A 19,230-nucleotide genomic window follows, 5' to 3' on the forward strand; every position below is an offset into this window, starting at 1 on the left:
AGGGCTCCGCTAGGAAGTAATGCCGATCGTTTAAGAAGACTTGAACGATCCTGCAGTTAGAAGATAATCCTCATCAACAATGTTGATGGGGATTTTTTATGCTTGAACAAGAATTAGCAATGGCACACGAGACCATTGAAGATGCCGATAATTATGAATCTGTCGTCGACGCTATTCAGATTGAGTGGATAGAACAAGCTCTTCTTGAAACAAATAAAGCGAGCATAAGACGACGCCGACTTCCCGCGCAGCAAGCTGTCTGGTTAGTTATTTGGATGGGGTTGCAACGCAACATGTCTATCAAAGAGGTATGCAGTTCATTAGACATTGCGCTTCAGCCTAAACCTGAAGATAGTTGGTCTCGTGTCGCACCTAGTGTCCTAACTGATTCACGTCGACGTCTAGATGAGAGCCCATTAGCAGCTCTATTTAACACAACGGTGAAGGCTTGGCACGGAGATATCCTTCAACAAGACAGAGACTTAGAACTTAATGTACTTGCTGTGGATGGAACAACATTTAGATGTCAAGATTCCACAGAGAACGCTGAAGAATTTGGGTTCATCTCTAAAAAATTGAAACCTTACCCTCAACTTCGTTTAGTCGCTTTGATGTCAACAGAAACACGAATGATTATGGGGGCGGCTTTTGATGGTTGTCATGTCGGTGAAACGACCTTAGCTAAGCGCCTATTCAATGATATCCCCGCACACTCATTGACCTTACTTGATCGTTGTTATTTCTCGGCAGACCTTTTGTTGTCGTGGCAAGAGAGTGCGGAAAATACTCACTGGTTAATGCCTGCAAAACGTAAACTACGCTATGAAGTGTTGGAGAAATATGCGGAAAACGACATGCTCATTTCAATGCCTATCTCTCCTCAAGCTCAACGGCAGAATCCGAATTTACCCGCACGTTGGGAAGCCAGATTAGTCCTATATCAAGAGCCAAAAGGTGAGATAAAAGGTTTTATTACTTCACTTACAGACCCTAGCAAATACTCGCTAGAAAGCCTGCTGCGTGTTTATTGGCAACGCTGGGAGATTGAAGAGGGTTATGGTGAAATTAAACAGACTCAACTGCAAAGTCACGTCACTTTACGAAGTCGTTTTTCTGCCGGTGTGAAGCAAGAGCTTTGGGGCGTATTACTTGCCTATAACTTAGTGCGATTAGAGATGGTTAAGATAGCTTCAGAAGCCGGGGTTCGAGCGACTAGGGTAAGCTTTACTGCTGCAATTAACCTTATAGATGCTCAGTTACGTTGGTTAGCTTTAAGTCCAGACGGAACCCTACCAGTCAAACTTAAAAGGATGAGAGAAAGTCTGAGTCACTTCATTCTTCCAGATAAAAGAAAGGACCGAACGTTTCCACGTTCAGTCCTCTTTGTTCCAGCCAAATATCCGTTTAGGTTCAAGCAGTAATGCTTATCCGAACGGCATTATCCGCTAGGAAGCCCTTTTTCATTGGAAATCTATTTTACGCAATGCCAATCTATAACAGTCAGTTACACCGGCAGCGCAGCAATCGTGCCGTTAACTTCTTTAAAAATAGTGAGCTTTTGTTTGTCTGAAACTTCAGGAAGAAGCACTTTGCCTTGGTCGAAGCGAAACTCTCCGATACCCTCAATAGCAAACTGGCCTTTGAATAGGACTTTAACGAAACGTGCCACCTGATGTGGACGGTAAGTAGAAAATTTTCTTAACATAATACAACCTCAATTCCATTTGAGTACTACAGTCACGTACCTAAACACTAACGTATTCAAAGCACATTCAATCGCTAATTCCTTTAGCAAACAGCAAGATAATCTATTGTTCATCTCGATATTGATGCATTATACCTTTTGGTAACAAGCCTGCAACTTATTTCTACGTCGTACGATAAAAAAGTTAAAGAGGCATTTTTCAAATTTCATATTATACTTCCAGAGCAAACCAATAAGCGGAACAAAAATATAATGAAAAACAAAACTCTACTGGCTTTTTTAGCCGCAGCCTCTCCACTCTTCGCCAATGCTCACAACCTATCTGTAGGTACAACTCTACCTGCTGTCGATGTTAGCAACTATGGTGAAATCGTACTAAACGACGGAAATACCGGATATCAAGCTTGGGCAACCAATGATCTTCTAGGTAAAGTTCGCGTCGTTCAAGCTATTGCAGGCCGTAGCAGCTCGAAAGAGCTCAACGCACCACTGATGGCAGCCATTACAGCATCTAAATTCTCAGAAGACAGCTACCAAACCACGACCATCATCAACCAAGATGATGCGATTTGGGGTACTGGGTCTTTTGTTAAATCGTCAGCAGAAAGTAGCAAAGAAGAATTTCCATGGTCTTCTATGGTGCTAGATGAAGACGGCACGGTAGCGTCATCATGGGCTTTAAAAGAAGAAAGCTCTGCGATTATCGTTCAAGACAAGCAAGGTAAAATCTTGTTTGTTAAAGAAGGGGCATTAAACGAATCAGAAGTCACTCAAGTCATTGAGTTGATTAAAGCGAGCCTTTAATAAGATATTCGCGTCTTTTTCGAGACCTGACCAAAGGATATTGTTATATTATAACAGTATCCTTTTTTAATTCTGTGGTTAATCATACTCATGTGGCAAAACACACCTAACAATGTGAAACGCAAAACAGGCTTCTTGCTTGGGCTGATGCTCATGTTAAGCGTGTTAGCGGCAACACATATGGTGGATATTGACCCCGATCACCACACTTCGCATCACTGTGAGCTGTTTTCGATAAATCAGTTCATTACTGCGCACTCACTGCCACAAGTTCCAGAGTTCCATTCAGAATTTACAGCCACTATTACAGAGTCAGTAATTTCGTTACAGCGCCTGTATTTCGCTTATTTAGCACGTTCACCTCCTGTAAATATCGCTTAATTACCACTACTTTTTAATTAACCTTTATTCAGGAAAAAAACATGAAACCTACTATTTTAGCCGTTGTTATCGGCATGACTGTCTCAACGAATGTTCTAGCTAACGAAGAATTCCGCTCTCACGAAGCACACGTGCACGGTAAAGTTGAAGTGAACATCGCTCAAGATGGGCAAGAGCTGCTTGTTGAAGTAACAGCTCCCGGCGCTGATGTGGTTGGCTTTGAACATGCTCCAGAAACTGCCGAGCAAAAGAAAGTGTTTGAACAAGCTATCGCGCAACTGAACAAGCCAGAAGAACTATTTGGTTTCAACAATGCAAGCTGTACTTTGAAGTTCAAGTCAGTGACGAACACCCTAGAAGACGATCATGATGACCATGAAGGCCATGACCACGCTGAAGGCGAACATGACGACCACGAAGGCCATGACCACGCGGAAGGCGAACATGACGACCACGAAGGCCATGACCACGCTGAGCACGATCATGACGACCACAAAGACCATGACCACGCGGAACACGATCATGACGACCACGAAGGCCATGACCATGCAGAACACGGTCATGATGACCACGAAGGCCATGACCATTCAGAAGGTGGCCACGGTGAATTCACGGTTGAGTATCACTACCAATGTTCAGACATTGCGAAGCTAGATACGGTGAGCACTCAATGGTTCTCTAAGTTCAGCAACACAAAATCAATGACGGTAAACCTGCTAACTGACAGCGCTCAAATTCAAGAAGTGCTTAACGCAGATCGTATTAGTTTTCGATTCTAATCAGTATTAGATTGAATTAAACGTAGATAAGCAGCCAAGTAAGTATTCACTTACTTGGCTGTACAAATCGGTGTGCTCTGGGAATTTATTATTCGAATAACTGTCCAGTAGATACACCGCTTTAATTATTGGAGCTAATATGTCTTCTGACAGTTCATCACTTGTCGTCAAACTCGAAAATATCAGCTTTCGTTGGAAGCCTGAGTTGCCCCCAACGCTAGAGATCCCCTCACTGCATATCCAAGCCCAAGAGCACCTTTTCATCAAAGGGCCTAGTGGTTGCGGGAAATCAACATTGTTAGGGTTACTGACCGGAATCAACCAAGCTGAACAAGGCGAAGTATCTATCCTTGGCCAAGATCTCACACAGCTAACACCTCGCCAGAGAGACAAATTCAGAGCCGATCATATTGGTTATATATTCCAACAATTTAACCTGCTTCCTTACTTGTCAGTCATCGACAACGTGACGCTTCCTTGTCAGTTTTCTAAGATTCGTAAGCAGCAAGTCACTGAAAGTCAGAACAGCCTGCAAGCAACCGCTCAAGAGTTGTTGCTCAGATTAAAGCTACCTCAAGCTCTAATGGACAAGCCCGTTACCGAGTTGAGTATTGGTCAACAACAACGTGTTGCTGCCGCTCGTGCTTTGATCGGCCAACCCAAAATCATTATTGCCGACGAACCGACATCGGCTCTGGATCATGACAACCGAGAAGCCTTTATCGAACTGTTGCTAGAACAAGCGAATCAGGCGGGTTCTACCCTGATCTTTGTTAGTCACGATCCAACATTAGAAAAACTGTTCACTCGAACCATAGATTTAAAAACCGTTAACCAAGCTAAGGTTGTCGTATGAAAGTAATTACTCACTTAGCCTTAAAAAGCGTACTCAACCGTAAAACCACAGCCATTCTAACTATTCTCACTGTGGCGGTGTCAGTCATTCTATTACTCGGTGTGGAACGTGTAAGAACCGAAGCTAAGAGCAGCTTTGCGAATACGATTTCAGGTACTGACCTTATCGTCGGTGGCCGCTCTGGTCAGGTAAACCTGCTGCTTTATTCCGTATTTAGAATCGGTAATGCGACCAACAACATCGACTGGAAAAGCTATGAAGAATTTAGCCAGCACAACGCTGTAAAGTGGGCGATCCCAATCTCATTGGGTGACTCACATAAAGGCTTCCGCGTAATGGGCACGAACCATAGCTACTTCGAGAATTATCGCTATGGAAGTAAGCAACCACTTACTTTTCAGCAAGGCAAAGAGTTCAATCAGCTATTTGATGTCGTGATTGGTGCCGATGTCGCGAAGAAGTTAGATTACAAGATTGGTGATCACATCATTCTGGCGCACGGTATCAGTGATGTCGCCTTCAGTCGCCACGACAACCTGCCCTTCACCATTGTCGGAATACTCGCGCCAACCGGCACACCAGTAGATAAAACGGTGCATGTTTCGTTAGAGGCCATTGAAGCGATTCACGTTGGTTGGGAATCGGGGGCTAACCTCGGGCACACACCGAATGCTGAAGCGCTAAAGCAACGTGACTTCCAACCGAAGCAGATTACCGCGATGATGGTTGGCCTTAAGTCGAAGATCCAAACCTTTGCACTGCAACGAGAGATCAATAACTACCGCCAAGAACCTTTGAGCGCCATTATGCCAGGCATTGCGCTTCACGAATTATGGGGAATGATGGCAGTAGCAGAACAAGCACTACTGATTGTTTCAGGGTTTGTTGTAATCGCGGGACTGTTAGGGATGCTGAGTAGTCTACTCACTAGCTTGCAAGAAAGACGTCGAGAGATGGCTATTCTGCGCGCGATGGGAGCAAGGCCTCGTCATGTGTTTGGTTTACTGATCAGTGAAGCAAGTGCCCTAACCTTCCTCGGTATCACATTGGGTGTTGCCGTGTTGTTTGCCCTGATCGCAGTAGTTGCTCCTATTGTGCAACAAAGTTATGGTATCAACATATCGATATCCGCAATCACACCTCATGAGTGGAAACTGCTTATTTTGGTGCAAGTTGCCGGAATCATTATCGGCTTTATTCCCGCTTTCAGGGCTTACCGTCAGTCATTGTCTGATGGCATGACTATTCGAATCTAAAATAGGAACCTACGATGCAACGCAAATTCCTACTGATACTTGGGTTACTTATGTTCCCATTTGTCAGCACAGCTCACGCTGAAACCACTCAGACTGACGAATCGGTATTAACACTCGATTGGATTGACTTGATTCCAGAGTCAGAGCGAGCACAACTCGACTCATTTGGCATGCCGATGGTTAACCACGACAGTATGGACAAACCTCAACAATCGACACTTGGCGCTGTTCGCCCAGAGCTGAATGGCAGCACAGTCAAGATTCCTGGCTTTGTGATTCCATTAGAAGGCGATGAGAACATGATCACTGAGTTTCTGCTGGTACCGTACTTTGGCGCATGTATTCACGTGCCACCGCCACCACCAAACCAAATCATCTACGTGAAGTTCCCTAAAGGTGCACCAATACAACAGTTATGGGATGTGATCTATTTAGTGGGTACGCTGAAAACCGAGTCAATAAGCCATGACTTGGCGCAAACTGGTTATCTTATTGAAGGTACTGCGATTGAAGAATATGACGACATGTAGTCATTAGAAGGGTGGCTCAAGGATGAGCTGCCGTCACTGAACGAGCGAAATCATTCAATAACAGTTTAATAACGATTGTTTTATTCTAAATTACGCGATGTAATTAGATAAGTACGCTAGAACAGCGACATAAGTGGCGAGTAATAACCCTATACTAAGCTGTTTCTTCAGCTTGTTATCATTGACTTGATTCATAACTCCTCCTTGAGAATTACAACAAATTTAACATTTTATTATCATTAGCAAAAGTAAAATTTTGTTGAAACCTTCAACTCTGCACGCAAAATCTAGCCACCAATAAGATAAAGAGTTACATTTTAGACAGTTAAGTCGTCTCCTAACGGTACTCTTATGTCAGAAACTAAACAGCCAGTGATCATTGAGCATGCTAGCGATACACAGCAAAAGCATGAGAAAAAGCCTCATATTACCGACAGTGCAAGCAGAGTGCTGCACATCGCACAAAGCTTCGGCCTCGATTCCTTAATTAGTCATAGTACAACGCCAAACGATAAAGCTGAGAGTACGCTTATCGAACGGGCACTATTACGAGAGAAAAAACGTAGAGAGCTTCGCCAAAAGAACCTAGAACAAATTCTAAAGTTGGCACACTCTTCATGTAAGGATGAAGCGGCTGGAGACCCTGATCAGGACTGGCTATACCGCTTCTTCGATATGGCACAAGAGATCCACAATACATCGATGCAGAGGCTATGGGCTCAAGTACTGAAACGAGAAGTCACCAACCCAGGCTCGACGTCAATGAAGGCGCTTCAGATCTTAAAAGACATGACACCAAAAGAAGCGCTCACCCTGCAAAGAGCCGCGTCACTGGGTTGTAGCTTTGGTAGTGATAACAGCAGGAAACTATTACTCGGCTTTAAATCCCATGCTGGAATCTTCAGCTTTGGCAAAAGGGACACCACCAACACCATCAACCTTGGTGGACACAACCTGCCCTACTCTAGTTTGCTCCACTTGATTGAACTCGGGATTATTCTAGGAACAGAATTAGAATCTGGAGAGATTGATTTCGACCCAGCTCTACACCTAACTTATCAAGGTAAGGGCATGTCACTGGCACCGTTATCAAAAGGCGTGAAGCTGGTTTACTATCGATTCAGCCCAACAGGCAATGAGCTTTGTACCTTGCTTGGCAACAAGCCAAACACGCAATATTACGACCAACTGATTGCGCTATTGAGCCAGAAATTCACGGTTCAGACAGAAGTTAAAAGCAGCGTAAATTACACCGTCTAGACACTCGACGGTGCAAAAAATAGACGGTGTAAAAGTGGAGTGTATTGAAAGGAATAAAGAGAATCTAGAGGATAGGTTTCTTGTCTCGGTAAACCAAGGCTGCACGACTTATCAGTCATAAATCAATAGATAAGTAAGTGCTCAGCCTTAATCATACCAACGATCTCAATTGGCTAAAATATTACGCTTCTCTAACGCATCAATACACAGCTCGACCAATTCATCGAGTGTCTTCTCACCTGCGGGTAAATTAATCTCAGGGTTCTGAGGCGCTTCGTAAGCTGAACTAATACCAGTGAAGTTCGGGATCTCTCCAGCACGTGCTTTCTTATACAGGCCTTTAGGATCACGCTGCTCACAAACCTCAAGTGGCGTGTTCACAAACACCTCTAAAAACTCGCCTTCAGGTAGCAAGTCTCGCACTAACTGTCTTTCAGCTTGATGTGGGGAAATAAAAGCAGACAACACAATTAAGCCCGCATCTGCCATCAGCTTAGCGAGTTCACCAATACGACGGATATTCTCTCGGCGATCCTGCTCAGAGAAGCCAAGGTCGCTACATAACCCATGACGCACATTATCGCCATCCAATAGGTAAGTATGGTAACCAAGCTGTGCCAAGCGATTTTCTAATGCTCCAGCGACTGTCGACTTCCCAGAACCAGATAATCCCGTGAACCAGAGCACGGCTGGCTTTTGTGATTTCAGATCAGAGCGGAATGTTTTATCAATCGAGTGTTGATGCCACACAACATTCTCATCTTTTGGTTTGAGTACTGCGGTCATAATTAGTCCTTTAAATAAACAGCATTAAAATGGGAAAAAATAAGGAATTAGGGTCAGCACCAAACCCGAATAAACAATCGAGATTGGGATGCCGATGCGCAGATAATCCGTAAGGTGGTAATTACCTACGCTATAAACAAGTAAGTTGGTTTGGTAGCCGTATGGCGAAATAAAACTGGCACTGGCACCAAACAGAACCGCCATAATAAACGGCATTGGATCGACGCCATAGCCGACGGCCATGCTGTAGCCAATGGGAAATGAGAGTGCCGCTGCCGCATTATTGGTCACCAACTCAGTCAGGACCAGCGTCATGAAATAGGTCGCGACTAGCGCTCCAAACACGCCCCAGCCATTAAAGGCCTCCATAAACATCAGCCCCATTCGCTCAGACAACCCAGATGAAATCATCAGTTGAGCAATAGAGAGTGCCGAACCAACGATCACGACAATATCGACGGGGAAGCGGCGGCGAAGCTCACCAAGTTGTACTACACCAAATGCCACCAGCAATAATAAAAATCCCGCCAGCCCTTTAATAATCGGGACTACATCAGCGAGCGATAACCCAATCACACTGGCAAAACCGAGCAACACAAACGTCGATTTATCGGCATCAAGCTTAGCGCTTGAGTCTAGGTCGTTCATCAACACAAACTCTTTATTGTGTTGTTGACGCTGTTCTTCAAAACGTTTTCCTGGAACCAAAATCAAGGTATCGCCAGCGGTTAATGTGATGTTTCCAAGGCCACCTTCAAGGCGTTCATGACCACGACGAATGGCAACCACAACCGCATCGAAGCGATCTCTGAACTGGCTGGTTTTGAGGGTTTTATTACAGAAACTTGCAGACGAACTGACTACGACCTCAACAAAGCTCTGGCCGTTCAGGTGGTGCTGACCAAACAGAGTTAGCCCTTGGATCTCTTGCAGTGTCGCAACACTCTCGACATCACCACAAAACAGTAGTCGATCACGAGCTTGAAGAATAAAATCAGGGTCAATAGACGCGGTTGTTTTACCGTCTCGAATCACTTCCGCCAAGAACAGTTTTCTCAATGCTCTGAGGTTATTCTCGCTAACGCTGCGGCCAACTAAAGGAGAACCAGGTTCCACTCTTGCTTCTAAAAAGTAAGGCAGATCATCTTGAGATCCATCATCGTAGCTTGGTAGGAAGTAACTCAGCGGAATAAGGATCAACACACCACCGACCAACACCGCTAAACCGATCAAGGTCGGTGTGAAAAAGTTTAAACTTGGCAAACCCGCATCTTCAACAAAGCTATTGATGATCAAGTTGGTAGAGGTGCCGATCAATGTCAGCGTTCCACCTAAGATGGCAGCGTATGACAAAGGGATTAGCAGTTTAGATGGCGCATGCTGTTGATTACGTTTGATCGCCCCGATCAAAGAAACAACCACCGCCGTGTTATTAGTAAAAGAAGAAAGTAACGCTGTGGAAATACCCAACTTCGCAACCACGGTACCTAGCCTACCTTCAGAGATATTTCGGCTAACCCAACTGATTAAGCGAGTTTTCTCCAACGCACTTGATGCGAGGATAAGAAGAATTAAAGTCAGTAACGAGGAGTTAGTGAAGTTATTGGCTAAGCTCGACAAATCGATCATGCCAGCCATAAAAGCAATAAACGCCGCGCCAGCAAAGATAAAGCTTGGCTTAATACGGGTAACGAGCAGGCAAGTAATGATGCCGAGCAAAATCGCTAATACAAATCCTTGTTGCCACATATACCCGTCCTTTATGGCGGAAACGATGGGTTTCCGCCTGATTCAATAAGCTGTTACTTAGTCGTTTATGACTTCAGTAATTGGCTTAGATCTTTGGCATCCCAATGAGGGAAGTGCTTGCGTACCAATGCGTTGAACTCAAGTTCAAATGCAGAGAAGTTACCGACTTGCTGTTCAACAGAGTCCAAACGGTCTCGAATCAAACCAGCACCAACCGTCACGTTAGTTAGGCGGTCGATAACAATGAAACCACCGGTATCGGCACTCTCACGGTATTTATCCAGCGCGACAGTCTCGTTCAATGACCATTCACACAAACCAATACCATTCAGTGGCAACTCATCAACAGCGTAAGTCGACAAGTTGTTGATGTCATATTGGTGACGAACCGTTTCAACCTGACCGACGGTTTTCTTGCCTGCGATTTTGATGTCGTAGGCTTTGCCCGGTTGCAGTGGTTGCTCTGTCATCCATACGATGTCAGCCAATACATGGTTAGTTGATTCAATTTGAGCATTTTCCAGCACAATCAAATCACCACGGCTGATATCGATTTCATCTTCAAGAGTCAGTGTTACTGCCAAGCCCGCTTGTGCTGATTCAAGTTCACCATCAAAAGTCACAATGCTTGCCACCTTAGAGGTTTTACCTGAAGGCAACGCCTTGATTTCATCACCCACGCTGACACGACCAGAAGCCACGGTGCCGGCAAAGCCACGGAAATCTAAGTTAGGACGATTGACATACTGCACAGGGAAACGGAATTCGCCCGCAGAACGTTTTTGGTCAATGTCGACGTTCTCTAACACTTCTAATAGAGATGGACCTTCAAACCATGCAAGCTCTTTACTTGGCGCTGCAACGTTAATGCCTTCAAGCGCGGAAACCGGCAGAATTTGAATGTTAGTTTCGCCTTCTAGGTTTTCAGCAAACTCTAGATACTGATCGCGAATCTCTTCAAAACGATCTTGCGAGTACTCGACGAGATCCATTTTGTTGACTGCGACGATGAAGTGCTTCAAACCAAGCAGGTTAGAAATAAACGAGTGACGACGTGTTTGATCCAGAACGCCCTTACGAGCATCAATTAAGATCACCGCTAGATCACACGTTGAAGCGCCGGTTGCCATGTTGCGCGTGTACTGCTCATGCCCTGGGGTATCAGCAATAATGAATTTACGCTTTTGAGTCGAGAAGTAACGATAAGCCACATCGATAGTAATCCCTTGCTCACGCTCAGCCTGCAAGCCATCAACAAGCAGTGCTAAATCAGGCTTCTCACCTGTGGTACCCACTCGTTGGCTATCAGAGTGAACCGCTGCTAGCTGATCTTCATAAATCTGTTTTGTATCATGGAGCAAGCGACCGATTAACGTACTTTTACCGTCATCTACCGAGCCACAAGTTAAAAATCTAAGCATAGATTTATGCTGATGCTGACTTAGATAACCTTCAATCCCTAGTTCAGCCAATTCGGCTTCTACTGCACTATTCATTTTTCTTTCCTTAGATTCTTAGAAATAACCTTGGCGCTTTTTCAGCTCCATAGAGCCCGACTGATCATGATCAATCGCTCGACCTTGACGCTCACTAGACGTCGCCACCAGCATCTCTTCAATAATGCCTGTTAGCGTATTCGCCTCAGATTCAACCGCTCCGGTTAATGGGTAACAGCCTAAAGTACGAAAACGAACGCTTTTCTCTTCAATCACTTCACCTTCTTGCAGCTCCATACGGTCATCATCAACCATGATCAGCATGCCATCACGCTCAACCACAGGGCGTTTGTCTGAAAGGTAAAGTGGAACAATATCGATGCTCTCTAGGTAGATGTATTGCCAGATATCAAGCTCAGTCCAGTTAGATAGTGGGAAGACACGAATGCTTTCGCCCTTATTAACCTGACCGTTGTAGGTGTGCCAAAGCTCTGGACGCTGGTTTTTTGGATCCCACGTATGGTTCTTATCGCGGAAAGAATAAACACGTTCTTTCGCACGAGATTTTTCTTCATCACGACGCGCACCACCAAAAGCCGCATCGAACCCATACTTGTTTAACGCCTGCTTAAGGCCCTGTGTTTTCATGATGTCAGTGTGCTTCGAAGAACCATGTACAAATGGGCTACAACCCATCTCAATACCTTCTGGGTTCTTATGTACTAAAAGGTCGAAGCCGTACTTTTTAGCCGTACGATCACGAAACTCAATCATCTCGCGGAATTTCCAATCCGTATCTACATGCAATAGCGGGAATGGAATCTTGCCTGGATAAAACGCTTTGCGAGCTAAATGAAGCATCACAGAAGAATCTTTTCCGATGGAGTACATCATCACTGGGTTATCAAACTCAGCCGCTACTTCACGGATAATATGAATACTTTCCGCTTCGAGCTGTTTTAGGTGGGTTAAACGTTCTTGGTCCATTTCAGTGCTTCCTTTAAGGCTCGCGTTACGAGCAATTCATTACTTGGTCTTGCCAAGCAAGGGATTTAACTCATCCACTTGAGTGAATGGGAGTATTGGCACTAGAAGAAAACAGAAGCTTCGTTTTGAGCTATCCTTGCTATTCATCTGCCTGATACGTCCTTGATATAGGCATTATGACGAGCCTCTCATATTACTGGAAATTCTAAAATTTCATTTTTTATTCGAAAAGCTGATAAGGGATTGGATTTACCGATAAGCAGGTGAAATGAATGGACTAATATTATCGATATCAGTTGCGCATCGATTGAGCAGCTTTGGGAGGCGTCTTGCAGAACACCATAAAGTAATCGATCTAAGTCACGAATTAACATTCGTTGTAATCATTGTTTCATTCGGTTTTGTTACATTACGCAACGAATTTTCTACTATCCACTTTGGAGCTACAAAATGAAAGTTGCAATGAAACCTTTGTCATTAGCTGTACTTGCGGGTCTTGGTTTGACTTTAGCAGGCTGCACAACAACACCAGATACCGATGAAGTGATTAAATTACGTGTCGTAGAAACGACGGATATCCATACCAACCTAATGGATTACGACTACTACAAAGACAAGCCATCGAAAAAAATTGGCTTAGCACGTACTGCAACTCTAGTAAAAGAAGCTCAAAGCGAAGTAACCAACAGCGTATTAGTTGATAACGGTGACTTGCTGCAAGGTAGCCCAATGGGTGACTACATGGCAGACAAAGGCATCGAAGCGGGCGAAGTTCACCCTGCATACAAAGCTATGAACCAACTAAGCTACGACGCTGCAAACCTAGGTAACCACGAATTCAACTACGGTCTTGAGTTCCTAGAAGAATCGATCAACGACGCTGATTTCCCGTACATCAGTGCTAACGTTTACGACGCAGAAACCAAAGAACACTACTTCACGCCTTACATCATCAAGACGCACACGTTCAAAGATACTGCTGGCGTAGAGCACGAAGTAAAAGTGGGTTACATCGGTTTTGTTCCACCGCAAATCATGACGTGGGATAAGAAGAACCTTGAAGGTAAAGTGATCGCTCGCGATATCATTGAGACGGCTAACGAGTTAGTGCCTCAAATGAAAGCGGAAGGCGCTGAAGTTATCGTTGCTATCCCTCACTCAGGCGTATCAACTGACCCGTACAAAAATGGCGAAGAGAACTCAACTTTCTACCTATCTGAAGTAGACGGCATTGATGCGATCGCATTCGGCCACTCTCACGCAGTGTTCCCAGGTAAAGGTTTTGATGACATTCAAGGCATCGACAACGAAACTGGCACAATGAACGGCGTTGCGGCGGTAATGCCTGGTCGTTGGGGTAGCCACGTTGGTGTTATGGATCTAACACTTGCACAAAAAGACGGTAAGTGGGAAGTTGTTAAAGGCCAATCAGAAGCGCGCCCTATCTACGACAAAATCGAGAAGAAATCTCTTGCTGCAGCTGATGAAGGTATCGTAACAGCATTAGAAAAAGACCACGCTGGTACTCGTGAGTTTGTTAACCAACCGATTGGTAAAGCAGACGATGTGATGTACAGCTTCTTGTCTCTAGTACAAGACGATCCAACAGTTCAAATCGTTAACCTTGCACAGAAAGATTACGTTGAACAGTTCATCCAAGGTGACCCTGACCTAGATGGTACGCCAGTGCTTTCAGCAGCTGCACCATTCAAAGCCGGTGGCCGTAAGAATGATCCAGCGAACTTCACTGAAGTTGAATCTGGTCAACTGACATTCCGTAACGCAGCTGACTTATACCTTTACCCGAACACACTAGTTGCGATGAAGGTAACAGGTCACGAAGTAAAAGAGTGGCTTGAGTGTTCTGCTGGTCAATTCAACCAAGTTGATGTTAACTCAACAGCACCACAACAGTTGATCGAGTGGGATAACTTCCGCACTTACAACTTCGATGTTATCGACGGTGTTGATTACCAAATCGACGTAACTCAACCTGCGAAATACGATGCAAACTGTAAAGTCGTTAACCCTGACTCACAGCGTATTGTTGGCCTAACTTACCAAGGTAAGCCAATCGACATGAAGCAAGACTTCCTGATCGCAACCAACAACTACCGTGCATACAGCGCTAAGTTCCCAGGCACAGGTGAAGACTTCATCGCATTTGATGCACCAGATGAGAACCGTACTGTTCTTGCAAACTACATCTCTCGCGTAAGCAAAGAGCAAGGTCAAGTGAGCCCAAGCGCAGATAACAATTGGTCATTTGCACCAATCAAAACGGATAACAAGCTAGATATCCGCTTTGAAACATCTCCAAGCGACAAAGCAGCAGAGTTCATCAAAGAGAAGGGTCAATACCCGATGAAACGTGTTGCGACTGACGATGTTGGTTTTGCTGTTTACCAGATTGACCTAACTAAATAGATTGCTTGAGTAATCCATAGATAGTTAACATTCTGAAAGGCTGAGTTTAACGACTCAGCCTTTTTCTTTTCTTCTAAATGTTCAGTCCAAAGCCCTAATTTTCGAACGACAAATTCTCGTTAAACCCGTATCCAAATGCCACGCCTTTAGCTTCAAAACAGCAGTCAAACAGCAGTCAAACAGCACGACTCAAACCACTAATTGAATGAATCCAACACAAAAAAACGCTAATCAGCTGTAAGTTTTTCTCTGCTCCTCCTGTCTATTTAATTTACTACACTCAATGAATGGTCATTAAGCCATTCATCTATAGGATAGATAAGGACATTTGATGAGCACCGTCGAGAGCATTCAAGCATGGTTACATTCAGGGGAGGAGTCGCTGCTATGGCTGATGCTTGGCATCATCGCGCTTTCTTACCTGCTTGAAGATCTTGCGATTGTTACGGCGGCAGGTATCGCGACTCAAGGTCTAATACTTCCTCAATATGCGCTGCTTGCTATTTTCATCGGTATTGCCACGGGTGATCTCGGTCTTTATTACTTAGGGAAGTCAGGACGTTACTTCCGAGGTGTTCGATATAAAGCCCTCACGAATAAATACTTTCGTTCGCTTCGTACCAAATTACGTCAGAACGCATTCAGCAGCCTTTTTGTTATCCGCTTTATTCCAGGGCTTCGCACCGTCGGGTTTACCTTAAGTGGCTTTTTCGCCATCCCACTGTCTACTTTCTTGTTTGCCGTGATTAGTGCCACTGCGCTCTGGACTGGCATTGTCTTCTCTGCCATCTACTATTTAGGGACATCAGCGTGGCTGCAAGCCTCTGAATATCAATGGATCATCATCCCGTGTGCCATCGCTTTGCTGTTTATCGGCAATCGATTAATGAATAGAACCTACTCTAGAGGATTATCATGAGTTCACCGCAAGATATTCGCATCATTCCCGCACATCAAATCAATGCAGGCATGCCTTTGCTTGAAAAAGATACAGTGCGCAGCGTCTCTCCTTATGAGTTTCTTCCAACTTGGTTCTTCTACACGCCAGTGGTGATTCAAAGCCTGATGCAAGGGTTACGGCACTTTGACTGGGCACTGCCGCTCATCGCCAACCCAAGCATCAAGTTAAGCGGTATGGTAGGCGAATCAAAACACGAGATATTAAGCCTTGCCGGATCTTCAAGTCAGCGTTGGATCTCTCCGTTTATCACCCTCACCAAAACGGATCTCAGCGGTAAGAAACAAGCTGAAGATGCACGCAGCGCACTCATACAATCCGATCTTGATTTCCCGATTGTGGCTAAACCTGATCTTGGTTGTCGAGGTGTTGGCGTTAAGCTGATCAACACACAAGATCAACTTGAGCAATATGTTGAATCTTTCCCAAATAACGCTCGCTTTCTACTGCAAGAAAAGGCGCCTTATCAGGCAGAAGCTGGCGTTTTCTATGTTCGTTACCCAAACAAAAAGCAAGGCGAGATCATCTCGATCACACTCAAATATGCGCCAATGGTGATGGGTGATGGCAAGTCAACACTCAAACAGTTAATTGAAAATAGCCCGCGTGCAGGGCAGCTCAGTCACCTCTATCTGCCAAGACATCAAGATAAATTGGATCAAGTGCTCGCAGAGGGCGAAGAGTTCCAACTCGCGTTTGCAGGCAGCCATAGCCGTGGCTGCATCTTCCGAGATGGCAATCAATATATCACTCAGGCTTTAACTGAACGTTTAGACGAGATATTCGATGACTTCGATGGTTTTCATTTTGGCCGACTCGACGTCAAGTTTAAAGACATGCACAGCCTAATGAACGGCGAGGATTTCACGATCCTTGAGGTCAATGGCGCAAGCAGTGAGGCTGGGCATATCTGGGATCGCAACACACCGCTGCGAGAGATATTTTCGACGCTACTTCTGCAATACCGCATTCTTTTTGATATTGGCGCTCAGCAAAAACAACGAGGCCATAAGACTCCTTCTTTCAAGAGCTTATTCGCTGCGTGGCAAGAAGAGCGACGTCTTGTTCAACAATATCCGACCACTGACTAATTTTGTACGAGGACCATGAATGAACTCCATAGCCCAACCGAGCGCCCTCACTTCTTTCTCTCCTAGTATCAAAGGAGCGGTAGAGATATTGAATCAGGGTCTAGAGTTTTTGTTAGCGATATCTGACAGCGACTATCTAACACGAGCAAAACCGCACGTCACAAGCTCTATTGGTGAGCATACTCGTCATACACTCGATCTTTTTCACGCTTTAATTTTAAAAGAGAATGCGACCGTTGATTACAACACTCGCCGTCGTGGTCATCCCGTCGAATACGACCGCTCAATTGCAGTAAAAGAGATCCATTATGTGATCAACTGGCTTGAACGATTAGACCGCAGAGATCTCGAAGCGCCTATCATGATCCAAACCGAAGTTTCAATGGATACACAAGTATTCGCCAGCCTGCCTTCTACGTTAGAAAGAGAGGTCACCTTTGCTGCTCTTCATGCCAATCATCACTATGCGATGATCAAGGTGATCACGACCTTTCTTGATGTCGAAACATGCAATACCTTTGGTTATGCCCCAACCACCAGCAGCTATCTGAGGGAGCAATAATCATGTGTTCAGTATCTTGGCTGCTTGAAGAAAATGGTTATCAGGTCTTTTTTAACCGTGACGAACAAAAGACGCGAGCACTAGCGATGCCGCCTAAACAGTATCGAGTCAACGGTGTCGATATCATCATGCCACTCGACCCAACTGGCGGTGGTAGCTGGATCAGTATCAATGAGTTCGGGCTTTCGTTATGCCTACTCAATAACTATCAAGGCATAGTACCTGTTGGACCTTTAGTCAGCCGTGGTTTGTTACTCAAGAATCTGTCATCGAGTCGTAACATCAGTCAGCTCTCTGAAGCATTTCATCAGCTCGACCTACACACTTTTGCTCCATTTACCTTGTTGGCTTTCGCGCCGAATTTAACTCAGAACAATGGTTTGGTTATCGCCTACATGTGGGATGGTATTCAACAGCACATCGTCGACACCGATTCTCCGCTGTTCTCATCCGGTGTTGATTTAGAGCGAGTGCAAGCCTACCGACAAGCAAAATACGATCAGCTTATGACAACAGGTAAGAATCAGCAGAACTTACTTCAATTTCACTCTCACCATCACAGCGAACAGCCTCATTTAGCGACCTGTATGCATCGTGAAGACGCGCACACCGTGAGCTTTACACACTTACGCAATCTACACGGCCAAGCCTCGATGTTTTACGCACCCGGCTCGCCTTGTGAACCCATTAAGCCATGCCAGATAAATCAACAGCGCTTTACCTTCGATTTATCACCCGTAATCAATCTATAGGAGTCCATCATGAGAAAACTATTAACCATGGTCATGCTACTTGTTAGCCCATACGTATTTGCCGCCGATGAAATCTACACAGGATTCTTTAGCAGTAAGGCGCTCGATGGCTACGATACTGTGGCTTATTTCACTTCAGGTAAGCCCATCGAAGGCAGTAAAAAATTCAGCACCGAGTACAAAGGCGCGGACTGGTATTTCTCTTCTGAAAAGAATCTGACTTTATTTGTTAATAATCCTGAAAAATATGCCCCTCAATATGGTGGTTATTGCGCTTGGGCTGTTTCAGCAAAAAGTGACTTTGCACCCGGAGACCCGAATCAATGGACAATTGTTGATAACAAGCTTTACCTCAACTACGACCAAGAGATTAAACAGCGTTGGGAACAAGACCAAGCACAACATATTCAAAAAGCCGACACCATTTGGCCGCAACTGATCAAATAAGGGAATAACCATGACATTCACTCCAGCTAAACATATTCCTGCGGCATTTATCGCTTTCGTATTTGTTCAGTCGCTGTTTTTTAAGTTCACAGGCTCATACGAGACTGAGCATATCTTTGGCACCTTGGCGACATGGTCTGGCTTAAGTTGGTTCGGTTCATTTGGCGGCTACTTGATTGGGTTCGCTGAATTGATTGCGGCCATTTTGTTGTTTACTCGTTGGCATGGCCTGGGCGCCATCATGAGTGTGGGGATTATGAGTGGCGCGATATTTTTCCATCTGTTTACGCCGCTCGGTATTCAAATGCCTGAGTTTAACGCAGCGGGTGAAATTGTCGGTTATGACGGCGGATTACTGTTTGGCATGGCATGCCTAGTCTGGCTTTGCGGTGCATTTTTAAGTGTAAAAGATTTCAAGAATCAAGACGGTTTCCTAAACAACTTTAGTCAATAAGGTAGCTTCA

20 protein-coding genes are annotated in these 19,230 nt (G+C 44.8%); 15 read left to right on the plus strand and 5 right to left on the minus strand.

What is annotated here, in order from left to right; translation table 11 throughout:
- Positions 1–98: 98 nt before the first annotated feature.
- A complete protein-coding gene (locus tag AC3CIA_RS14060; RefSeq protein WP_488518169.1) occupies positions 99–1,421 on the plus strand; it encodes an IS4 family transposase in 1,323 nt (440 codons plus the stop codon).
- Positions 1,422–1,504: 83 nt separating this feature from the next.
- Here the strand turns inward: AC3CIA_RS14060 and AC3CIA_RS14065 are convergent, their stop codons facing one another.
- Positions 1,505–1,705 carry a DUF1107 family protein gene (locus AC3CIA_RS14065; protein ID WP_004735283.1) on the minus strand — a complete coding sequence of 67 codons (201 nt, stop codon included), beginning with the start codon at positions 1,703–1,705 and terminating at the stop codon, positions 1,505–1,507.
- 252 nt (positions 1,706–1,957) lie between these two features.
- Here AC3CIA_RS14065 and AC3CIA_RS14070 point away from each other — a divergent pair, with 252 nt between their 5' ends.
- The 7 genes from AC3CIA_RS14070 to AC3CIA_RS14100 all read left to right on the plus strand — a co-directional run bounded on the left by AC3CIA_RS14070 (position 1,958) and on the right by AC3CIA_RS14100 (position 7,571).
- A complete protein-coding gene (locus AC3CIA_RS14070; RefSeq protein ID WP_017078800.1) occupies positions 1,958–2,509 on the plus strand; it encodes a YtfJ family protein in 552 nt (183 codons plus the stop codon).
- A gap of 90 nt (positions 2,510–2,599) precedes the next feature.
- Positions 2,600–2,890, plus strand: a complete 291-nt coding sequence (locus AC3CIA_RS14075; protein ID WP_017078801.1) for a DUF2607 family protein — start codon at positions 2,600–2,602, stop codon at positions 2,888–2,890.
- Between the two features lie 41 nt (positions 2,891–2,931).
- On the plus strand, positions 2,932–3,669 hold the full coding sequence (gene zrgA, locus AC3CIA_RS14080; protein WP_488518254.1) for a zinc uptake protein ZrgA: 738 nt from the start codon (positions 2,932–2,934) through the stop codon (positions 3,667–3,669).
- 139 nt (positions 3,670–3,808) lie between these two features.
- Complete coding sequence (locus AC3CIA_RS14085) at positions 3,809–4,525, plus strand: ABC transporter ATP-binding protein (protein WP_019824198.1); 717 nt, start codon at positions 3,809–3,811, stop codon at positions 4,523–4,525.
- Positions 4,522–5,781 (plus strand): ABC transporter permease, encoded by a 1,260-nt coding sequence (locus AC3CIA_RS14090; protein ID WP_488518255.1) that lies wholly within the window; start codon positions 4,522–4,524, stop codon positions 5,779–5,781. The genes AC3CIA_RS14085 and AC3CIA_RS14090 overlap by 4 nt, the downstream gene beginning before the upstream one ends.
- Positions 5,782–5,795: 14 nt before the next feature.
- Positions 5,796–6,311: a DUF3299 domain-containing protein gene (locus AC3CIA_RS14095; protein WP_114634043.1), complete on the plus strand. Its 516-nt coding sequence runs from the start codon at positions 5,796–5,798 to the stop codon at positions 6,309–6,311.
- Between the two features lie 351 nt (positions 6,312–6,662).
- On the plus strand, positions 6,663–7,571 hold the full coding sequence (locus AC3CIA_RS14100) for a TIGR03899 family protein (RefSeq protein WP_488518256.1): 909 nt from the start codon (positions 6,663–6,665) through the stop codon (positions 7,569–7,571).
- A 165-nt stretch (positions 7,572–7,736) separates the two neighbouring features.
- Here the strand turns inward: AC3CIA_RS14100 and cysC are convergent, their stop codons facing one another.
- From cysC to cysD, 4 genes are all read right to left on the minus strand, one after another.
- Entirely contained in the window at positions 7,737–8,357 is a 621-nt protein-coding gene (gene cysC / locus AC3CIA_RS14105) for an adenylyl-sulfate kinase (RefSeq protein ID WP_019825496.1), read from the minus strand.
- Positions 8,358–8,381: 24 nt separating this feature from the next.
- A complete protein-coding gene (locus AC3CIA_RS14110) occupies positions 8,382–10,106 on the minus strand; it encodes an SLC13 family permease (protein WP_017080873.1) in 1,725 nt (574 codons plus the stop codon).
- A gap of 65 nt (positions 10,107–10,171) precedes the next feature.
- Entirely contained in the window at positions 10,172–11,602 is a 1,431-nt protein-coding gene (gene cysN / locus AC3CIA_RS14115) for a sulfate adenylyltransferase subunit CysN (protein ID WP_017083766.1), read from the minus strand.
- 18 nt (positions 11,603–11,620) lie between these two features.
- Positions 11,621–12,529: a sulfate adenylyltransferase subunit CysD gene (gene cysD, locus AC3CIA_RS14120; RefSeq protein WP_004735271.1), complete on the minus strand. Its 909-nt coding sequence runs from the start codon at positions 12,527–12,529 to the stop codon at positions 11,621–11,623.
- Between the two features lie 450 nt (positions 12,530–12,979).
- Between cysD and AC3CIA_RS14125 the strand changes: the two genes are divergently transcribed.
- The 7 genes from AC3CIA_RS14125 (at position 12,980) to AC3CIA_RS14155 (ending at position 19,220) form a co-directional block, all read left to right on the plus strand.
- Positions 12,980–14,956: a bifunctional 2',3'-cyclic-nucleotide 2'-phosphodiesterase/3'-nucleotidase gene (locus tag AC3CIA_RS14125; protein WP_114634046.1), complete on the plus strand. Its 1,977-nt coding sequence runs from the start codon at positions 12,980–12,982 to the stop codon at positions 14,954–14,956.
- Positions 14,957–15,287: 331 nt separating this feature from the next.
- Entirely contained in the window at positions 15,288–15,875 is a 588-nt protein-coding gene (locus AC3CIA_RS14130) for a DedA family protein (protein WP_171312988.1), read from the plus strand.
- Complete coding sequence (locus tag AC3CIA_RS14135; RefSeq protein ID WP_102535144.1) at positions 15,872–17,005, plus strand: ATP-grasp domain-containing protein; 1,134 nt, start codon at positions 15,872–15,874, stop codon at positions 17,003–17,005. Before AC3CIA_RS14130 ends, AC3CIA_RS14135 begins: the two co-directional genes overlap by 4 nt.
- A 19-nt stretch (positions 17,006–17,024) precedes the next feature.
- Positions 17,025–17,567: a DinB family protein gene (locus AC3CIA_RS14140; RefSeq protein WP_054548266.1), complete on the plus strand. Its 543-nt coding sequence runs from the start codon at positions 17,025–17,027 to the stop codon at positions 17,565–17,567.
- A gap of 2 nt (positions 17,568–17,569) precedes the next feature.
- On the plus strand, positions 17,570–18,319 hold the full coding sequence (locus AC3CIA_RS14145; protein ID WP_488518257.1) for an NRDE family protein: 750 nt from the start codon (positions 17,570–17,572) through the stop codon (positions 18,317–18,319).
- 9 nt (positions 18,320–18,328) lie between these two features.
- Positions 18,329–18,766 carry a YHS domain-containing (seleno)protein gene (locus tag AC3CIA_RS14150; RefSeq protein ID WP_017091043.1) on the plus strand — a complete coding sequence of 146 codons (438 nt, stop codon included), beginning with the start codon at positions 18,329–18,331 and terminating at the stop codon, positions 18,764–18,766.
- A gap of 10 nt (positions 18,767–18,776) precedes the next feature.
- Entirely contained in the window at positions 18,777–19,220 is a 444-nt protein-coding gene (locus tag AC3CIA_RS14155) for a hypothetical protein (protein WP_004735264.1), read from the plus strand.
- The last annotated feature ends 10 nt before the right edge of the window (positions 19,221–19,230 follow it).

Source organism: Vibrio sp. QJM3NY_27, from assembly GCF_057785955.1.